Origin of the sequence: Streptomyces sp. NPDC048606 (assembly GCF_040650855.1) — a bacterium.
Lineage (GTDB): Bacteria > Actinomycetota > Actinomycetes > Streptomycetales > Streptomycetaceae > Streptomyces.
On sequence record NZ_JBEZIB010000087.1, the window covers coordinates 1 to 6,078 of the forward strand.

Annotated in this window: 5 protein-coding genes; all 5 read left to right on the top strand. The window is 69.9% G+C overall.

The window, feature by feature from the left end; genetic code table 11:
• The first annotated feature begins 192 nt into the window (after window positions 1–192).
• The 5 genes from AB0D01_RS39360 (at window position 193) to AB0D01_RS39380 (ending at window position 5,963) form a co-directional block, all read left to right on the top strand.
• Complete coding sequence (locus AB0D01_RS39360; RefSeq protein WP_363064175.1) at window positions 193–435, top strand: hypothetical protein; 243 nt, start codon at window positions 193–195, stop codon at window positions 433–435.
• Window positions 435–995, top strand: a complete 561-nt coding sequence (locus AB0D01_RS39365) for a hypothetical protein (protein WP_363064176.1) — start codon at window positions 435–437, stop codon at window positions 993–995. The genes AB0D01_RS39360 and AB0D01_RS39365 overlap by 1 nt, the downstream gene beginning before the upstream one ends.
• Window positions 992–3,511 carry an ATP-binding protein gene (locus AB0D01_RS39370; RefSeq protein ID WP_363064178.1) on the top strand — a complete coding sequence of 840 codons (2,520 nt, stop codon included), beginning with the start codon at window positions 992–994 and terminating at the stop codon, window positions 3,509–3,511. Before AB0D01_RS39365 ends, AB0D01_RS39370 begins: the two co-directional genes overlap by 4 nt.
• Window positions 3,508–4,026, top strand: a complete 519-nt coding sequence (locus AB0D01_RS39375; RefSeq protein WP_363064180.1) for a hypothetical protein — start codon at window positions 3,508–3,510, stop codon at window positions 4,024–4,026. The genes AB0D01_RS39370 and AB0D01_RS39375 overlap by 4 nt, the downstream gene beginning before the upstream one ends.
• A 143-nt stretch (window positions 4,027–4,169) precedes the next feature.
• Window positions 4,170–5,963, top strand: a complete 1,794-nt coding sequence (locus AB0D01_RS39380; protein ID WP_363064182.1) for a hypothetical protein — start codon at window positions 4,170–4,172, stop codon at window positions 5,961–5,963.
• Window positions 5,964–6,078 lie beyond the last annotated feature (115 nt).

The window sequence follows — 6,078 nt, forward strand, 5'->3', positions numbered from 1 at the left end:
GGTGCGGACCGGGTGGGCGTGGCGCGGGTCGTGTGGGCGGTGAGCGGGGGCGAGATCACGCAGGCCTATCGCGTGCAGCTCACGCGCGTGGAATCGGCGCGGGCGGGGCGCTGGCAGGTGGCCGGTATTTCGGGTTATGACCTCGCCTGAGCCTGCCCTGAATTTCTAGAAAGAGGAGACAGGAGAAAAGCCGTGCATGATGTCCTTCTGCTGGCGCTGACCGACGGGTCCGGGGTCAAAAACGCCATCGTGAAAATCGTCGGAAACCTCTTCATCGCTGTGATGGTGGTGAAAGCGTTCAAGCTGTCGTGGTCGGAAGACTTCAGTAAGAAAATGGCGTTCTTGGGGAGCGCCGGATTCTGCGCCGTTTTCATTTGGCTGCCGGATCAGGCAAAGACAATGGTGACGGACATCGCGAAGGTGATCACGAGCTGATGCGCGAGGGTACTACGTACACCAGGCATTTCGCCCTGGAGGCCAGACAGCACGAGCTGTTCGGGGTCGACCTGGGGCAGGGAATCGCCCGACGGACCATGCTCCTGGGGGCCCTTGCATTCGGCCTGTGGGACGGGATCGGAATTGCCTTATTTGGGTTTCCTTCCCCGGACTGGCTCACGGTCTATCTGCTCCCACCCCTTTTGGTGACGGTGCTGGGGGCGCAGCCGGCGCGGCGGTGTGATCGCCGGTCGGTGCTGGCGTGCTGGGTGATCGCCGGCCAGTACCAGGTATGGGGGCACCGCCCGGTGGTGCGCGGCGGCCGGGCGCAGGTGCACCGGTCGGAGTGGATCCCGCGCGCGGAGAGGTGGGCGCGCCAGGCACCGGTGCTGACTCGGATCGTTGGCCCGCGCACGGCCGGCCGGCTGCTGGGCACGGTGCCGGCCGACCCCGGTACGGCCGGGCCGGCGGTCGAGCTGGGGTACGTGGTCCGCCTGTACGGCCCGGACCACATGGTCAAGATCTCCGGGCGGCGCCCGGCCACGAAGGGGAGCGCATGAGGGTGTTGGAGAAGATCGCGGAGTTGCTGGGTGTGGCCGGCGAGCGGTCGGCGCCGCCGCCCCGGTACGCGGCTCTGGCCGATGGGCTGGTGGTCACGGACACTGACGCGTGGGCGTGGTGGGTCTGCGAGACCAGCAACAGCGATCTGATGGGGGAGTCGGAGCGGGATTCGGAGCAGCAGCGGGCCGAGGTGGCGCTCACGTCGACGCTGGCCGGCATGGACGTGCACCTGCGGGTGCTGTGGGCGCCGTACTCGGCGGACAGCTACCGCGACGAGGGCGCGCGGATGTATGGCTCGGGGCGGTGGCAGGACTGGGTGGAGGACCGGGCTGCGCGCCTGGATCAGATTGCCCTGCCGGTCCGTCACGTGCTGCTGGGCGTACGGCTCGGGGCGCGCGACGTGCCGGCGGGCCGGCGTGTCACGGAGGTTGCGGGCGTGGCCGCGCGCGGAGTGCCTCCACGGGAGCTGGCCGGCCTGCATGCCGCCGCCCGCCGGCTGGGTCGGCGGTTGGAGGCCTCGCCGTGGCGGTGCGCGCAGGCCCCGGTGGAGCTGATCACCTGGATGATCGCCCGGGAGCAGCACCGGGGAGCGCCGGCGCCGGTGGGGGGTCCGGTGGTGGCGGGCGCGGCGCTGGCAGCGCTCACCCAAGGCAAGGTGTTGCCGTATCCGGATCACCTGCGGATGGTCGACGCCCAAGGGGGCACCGCGGCTTGGGTGTCGGTGCTGGTCATGACGGGATTCCCGGAGGTGTCCACGGTCCCGGGGCCCGGTGAGTGGTTGCGGACCCTGGCGGAGGTGACCTACCTGCCGCCGGGCGACGACGACCACCAGGCCGTCGAGGAGGACATGGCGGGCCGGCTGGTCGCGGTCTCGCCGGAGGCCTCCGTGAGGCTGAGGGTCATGCCCAAGCGGGCGGCAATTGCGCGCACGGATGAGGCCGCCCGGATGGTGAGGGAGCAGACCCGATCCGCGACCAGCCACGCCATCGGTGACCCGGGCCGGGTGATCAGGGATGCCGGGGAGGCGATGGCGGATCTGCGCGCCACCCTGGAGCGCGAGGAAGTCAGTCTCGTGGAAGACCACCCCCGACTCGTCGTTATCAGCACGGTCGGGCTGGAGGACCTCAGGGCCCGCATCGACGCGACGATTGCCCACTACGGGGACATGGGCATCACCCTTCACGTGGGCGTGGACGAGCAGCGCCCGTTCTGGTTGGAGACGTTGCCCGGTGATCGCCTGAGGGTGCCGGACCTCGGACACGTGAGGGACACGACGAGCCTGGCCGGGGCCTGGTGGTGGGGCGGTGCGAGGGTCGGCGACGACAGCGGCCCGATCGTCGGATACTTGACCGGAAGCACGCCTGGGGTGGTACGCCTGACGCCGGCCGTCGACCGCCGTGACTCGACGACCGTGGCCTACATCGGCAGGTCCGGCAAGGGCAAGACCACGGCGATGATGGTCAGCATCCTGGACGCCGCCTTCGCCGGCGGCTGGTGCATGGCATTGGATTTCAAGGGTGACCTCGGCGGCGTCGTCGACGTCGCCGCCCGGTACGGACTGCCGGCCCACCTGGTCCAGCTCACACGGTCGATGGCCGGCACGGCCGACCTGATCACCCTCCTTGCAGAAGCCGGCCGGGATGCGGCACGGGCGGAAGTACCTGCCCTGCTGGGGCTGGTGACGCCGGCGCACCTGCGTGCGGCCGGCGCGGAAACCGTGATCCAAGCGGCCACCAACGCCGTGTTGGACAGGCCGGATCCAGCCACGTGGCGAGTGATCGAGCACCTGAGAAGTTCCGCTGACGGTCTCGCCCGCGCGACAGGTGAGGCTCTGGGCGAACTGGCGCAGACACCCCACGGTGCGCTGATCATGGGCCGGCCGGAGGGAGCACCCGCACTCGCGCCCACCCCCGGGGTATGGGTCGTGCAGCTCCCGGGCCTGTCACTGCCACGGGCGGGCGAGGCACGCGAGACATGGACCACGGTCCAAGCCCTCTCCGTCGCGGTCATGCACGCGGTGCTCGCCTACGGCATCCTCACATCCGGCCGCCCCGACCTGCGCACCATGCCGAAACTGGTTGCGGTGCCGGAGGTGCACGTGATGACCGGAACCCCCCAAGGTCGCCATTTTCTGGACTATCTGGCGCGCGTGGGAAGGGCCCTGGGCACCCACATGCATCTCGACACCCAAGACGCGGACGGCCTCGCGTCCATGCCCGGTGTTGTGGAGCAACTCGCCACCGTCGTGGCGTTCCAGCTCACGTCTGCCGCGCAGCAGGACGCGGCCGGTGAACTGCTGGGCCTACCGCCCGGCTCCCACACCCGCGACCGGTTGCGGGACATCGGCCTTGAGCCCGACGGCGAGGTACGACACGGCCACTGCATCATCCGAGACAGGAGGCTGCGAGCCGCTCAAGTCCAGTGGGACATCCCCACACAAGAGATTCTCGATCTCCTCGACACCAGCCCCCGCGCCGCCCGCCCGACCCCGGTCGACACCGAGGTGCACGCGTGACCGCCCGCCGCACCGCTCGCGGGTTGGCCGCCGCGATGCTCTTGGTGTTCGTCGCCGCCGGCTGTGGTGGTTCCGGGGACGACAAGACCACCGCGGCTTCGGATCCGGCAGCGGGCGCCGTTGACGTCGCCCGCGCCTACATGACCGCTGCTGTGGGCCGCGACTGGGAACGGGTGTGTGAGCTTACGACCATCGCGCGACGGTCGGACTGTCACAGCACGAACCCCAAGTCGAAGACGACGCGGGAGTCGGGGGCGCAGGTAGGCCCCGTGCTCCTGGACCGGCCGCCGACGCGAGTGCATGCGCTCACCGCACACCCCGAGGGCTGGGCGGTGATGGTGTCCCACACGGTCACGTGGCCGGGCAAGTCCACGACGACGGCTCGCACGGCGCTGCGGGTGGTGCCGGACGGTGCCGGATGGGCGGTGGATCAGCGAGAGGACGTCTTCGACAGCGACCTGACCCACGCTGCCGATCCGGCGGTGGCCGCCCTCTCGCGTAGGGGTAGCCGATGAGGGCCCGCGTACTGGCGTTGGTATTCCTGGCAGTGGCCACGACATGGAGCACGTTGGCCGGAGCCGCGCACGCTGACACGATTGATCCGGATGGGGCATCCGGCCTATTGCCGGAGCCGTCGATTCCATCGTCTGGGAAGACGATGTCCGAGACCTACCCGGACATGCTCACATGGCGCCTCGATAAGGACTACGGGGACTACGATTTCCTCGACCCTGCACTGCATGTCATCGCAGACGTCCTGATGGTGATTCTCGTCGCGGTGGGTAATGGTGTCACGACCCTGGCGCGGTGGACATTCGCCCTCACTGAAATGCCTGATATTCAGGGCCCCCTGACGCAGGCAATCAGTGGGAGCGCAGGTGCAGTCATGGCGGGAATTTTCCCGTCCGCTCTCGCGGTCGGCGCACTCGTCGCGTTCTTCAAATCTCAGCGGGGCGACGGCAGCGGCTTCACCGATTTGGCGTGGGTGCTCGTCTCGGCTGTAGCCGCCGCCACGCTCCTACAGACCCCACAGACCTGGGTAAGCGGCGTGGACCAAGGGCGACTGATCGGCACTGAAATTGCTATGAGTGCCACCGAGGGCGGGATCGGTGCGGTCGGAGGTGGCATCGAGAAGACACCATTTTCACTCGGGACCCCCTCCACGTATCGGGGCGACGTAAAAGATCGGGTCGTGCGCCGTTCCAGTGATTCGGTTTGGCGAGTATTCGTTGCGACGCCATGGTGTCTTGCCGAATTTGGGTCTCTGGAGATCTGTGAAAAATATGGTAAAGACGTTCTGGATTTTGGCACGGACAGCGAAAAGAGGAAAGAGTTTCTCAATAAGGAAGTGGACGGGGATTCGGTGGGAGCCGAGTCGCAGAGTTGGCGTCAAGGGCATCGCCCGCTGGAGCGTGCTGGCGTTCTTTTGGTGGCCGTTCCGGTCGCTCTGCTTTTTGGCATTCTCCTCATTGTGCTTCTATTCGGAAGTATTACGGCGCTCATGGGGGCGCTGTTCCTGCTGATCGTCGGGCCGATTTTCGCGGCCCTTTGGGTAATTCCAGGGAGGGCGCGTAACTGGGGTGTCCGCTGGGCTGACCTCTTGGTGGGCAGCGTGCTTCAGGGCGCCATCGTGACCCTGACAGCAGGAGCCGTGATGATGCTCCAAATGATCACGGCGGTTGCCATGCCCACGTATGGGTGGGTCGGTTCCTCGGCGCTGAGCCTGGCCGGCGCTGTCGCCGCCTTCAAGTACCGGTCGATTCTGTCCGGCATCGTCGGCGCGGGCAGTGCCGGCGGCGGAGGGTCGGCGGGCGCCCTGCTGGGCGCGCTGGCGACGCGGAGGGTGAGCCGGCATGCGGGCCGGCTGCTGCGTACGCCGGGCCGTCTGGCGGGCCGGCTCGGGGACGCGGTGGAGCGCCGGCACCGCCCACCGACCCCGGCGGCGCGGTCGGTGGTGCGGCGGCCGGCGCCGCCTCCACCGCCCCCTGCCGGTGGGCCTGGTGGAGCCCGGCCGGGCCGGCCGTCCTCTGGCCCCGGGCGTGGTCCAGGGTCCGGGGGTGTGGGGCCGCGGGTCACTGTGGGCGCGGCTCGCAGTGCCGGGCGGGCGGGCGGCGGGCGGGCGGGCGCGCCGGTCACGGGCGCTGGCACGGGAGCCGGCTCGCCGGCCCCGACGCCGGGGCCGGTGCCGGTGGTGCCGGGGCCAGGGCGGCGCGGCCGTGCTGGTGGCGGCGGCTCGACGCCGGCGACGTCGGCCGGCTCGACGCCGGCGCCGGCTGGCTCGACGTCGAGCCCCTCGGCGCCGGCGCGCACGGTGCGCCCGACCACCGGTGCGCCCCGGACACAGCCGCCGGCGCCGCCTCTGGGTGCGCGGCGGGCCGTGCTGCCTCCACCGCGTGTGGCGCGGCCCCGGCCGGCGTCGCGCCGGTACCCGCCTCCGCCTCCGCGTACCTGAGGGAGTGACAGATGACTGATCCTGGGCGTGGCCCGGATGAGCCGGCCGCCCCGGACTGGCGGCTGATCCTGGCCGGTCTGCCGGCGGACGGCGAGGAGGAGCCGGCGGGGCGGGG

Excerpts from the sequence above, each read along its gene's own strand:
- AB0D01_RS39365 (WP_363064176.1), top strand. The coding sequence starts at position 435 with ATGCGCGAGGGTACTACGTACACCAGGCATTTCGCCCTGGAGGCCAGA.
- AB0D01_RS39370 (WP_363064178.1), top strand. The coding sequence starts at position 992 with ATGAGGGTGTTGGAGAAGATCGCGGAGTTGCTGGGTGTGGCCGGCGAG.
- AB0D01_RS39380 (WP_363064182.1), top strand. The coding sequence starts at position 4,170 with ATGTCCGAGACCTACCCGGACATGCTCACATGGCGCCTCGATAAGGAC.